The sequence below is a fragment of the Caldisericota bacterium genome (assembly GCA_034717215.1).
GTDB lineage: Bacteria > Caldisericota > Caldisericia > Caldisericales > Caldisericaceae > UBA646.
In genome coordinates, this window is the sequence record JAYELD010000103.1 from 1 (window position 1) to 1554 (window position 1554).

General features: G+C 40.5%; 1 protein-coding gene. It reads left to right on the forward strand.

The genetic code is table 11. From position 1 onward, the window contains the following. A partial coding sequence (locus U9Q18_04140) for a hypothetical protein (protein ID MEA3313546.1) occupies positions 1 to 1319 on the forward strand: 1319 nt, incomplete at its 5' end. Between the last annotated feature and the right edge of the window lie 235 nt (positions 1320 to 1554).

The window sequence follows — 1554 nt, forward strand, 5'->3', positions numbered from 1 at the left end:
GCGTAACCGTAGCTGACTTAGAGGCTGCTTTAGGCGAAAACAGCGAAGCTATTGCTGCCCTAGAAACAACCGTAGCCAAATTGGACACCTTCTTTGAACCAGTAAAGATCACCGGTTCATTTGAAGCCAGTTATACATTACCAAGTGATACCGGTGTAGGCGTTTTAGAAGATACAACAACACTTGACATTGTTGCTACCATCAATGAAAAGACTACCGCTGGTGTTTCAATGACTGTTGCTGATGCTATTGCTGGCACAGCAAGTGCTACCTGGGGAGATTTCTTCATTGATTACCAGGGCGACAAAGCACAATTAAAAGTAGGAGCCGTTCTACCAGCTACTATCGCTTTAGGACTAATTTACACAGCTCCGGATGATCCATTTAATGGCGCTTTAATGACCTGGAATATGATGGATGGAGCATGCACCGGATTTGCTAACGTAGATGATTACTACACTGTAAACGCTGATTTCGGTGATTTTGGCGTAACCGCTTCTTATGATAAATTAGCAACTGCCTATGTCGGCGGTGCTGATTTAACTTATACCCTTGATGATGTTACTTTGGTTGTTGAAGGTGCAGCTTTCTACGACACCGCATTTGAGTATGCCGGAGCAGCTACTCTTGCTACCACATTCGCAGACTTAACCTTTGCTTTGGATGCTAACTATGTCACTGCTGGATTTGCCCCAACTGCTGGTGGATTTACCGCTGATAACATGGGTGGTGGAGTAGCAGTAGGTTTTGTTGCTAGCGAAGATGTCACATTAGATGTAACTTATGATTATGACCAAACCCTTGCTGGTGTTGCTGTAACTAACGAAGTTGGAGGCGAACTCGGCTTAACCTTCAGCGATATTACTGCAACCGTAACTGCTGGGTATGATATTTTGACCACAGAAGTTCCTGCTGGAGTAGTTTTGGTCTATGATAAACTTACAGTAGATGTATCAAGTGATGATGTAACAGCTGCTACCCTTGCTTATATAGCTTATGCTGAATATACAGGTTATGCTTTGACTGAAGATATTACTTTAGGTCTAACCTATCAATTTGATAGTGCTGCTGTAGAACATACCGCAACTGCTGCTTTAACTTATGTCTACTCTGATGTACTCACTGCTGCCTTGGAAGGAAGATACGATACCGTTCCTACCGGCCCAGCACCTTACAGTGCAGAACTAACCCTAACTCATGCTTTAGCAGCAAATACAGAATTAGTAGTTGGTTATGAGTTTAATGATTGGGATGCTGATACCAGAGATATACTTGATGACGTTGGTACTTTAAGTGCAGTACTTTCAGTAAGCTTCTAATATTATTATTAGCTTAGTGAAGTTGTTTTCTAATACCCCCGGATTTTTTCCGGGGGTTATTTTTTTTGGGAAAACATTTGCGGAAATTAGAGAATCATATTATAATCTAATTAGTTAACGGTTAGTGAATATATATTAAACTAACTAACCAGCTAACCAAATAAAAAGGCAGGTGTTCTTAAATGTTATTTAAAAAATCATTTTCTCTTCTCATAGTAATTGTTTTTATCTTTAC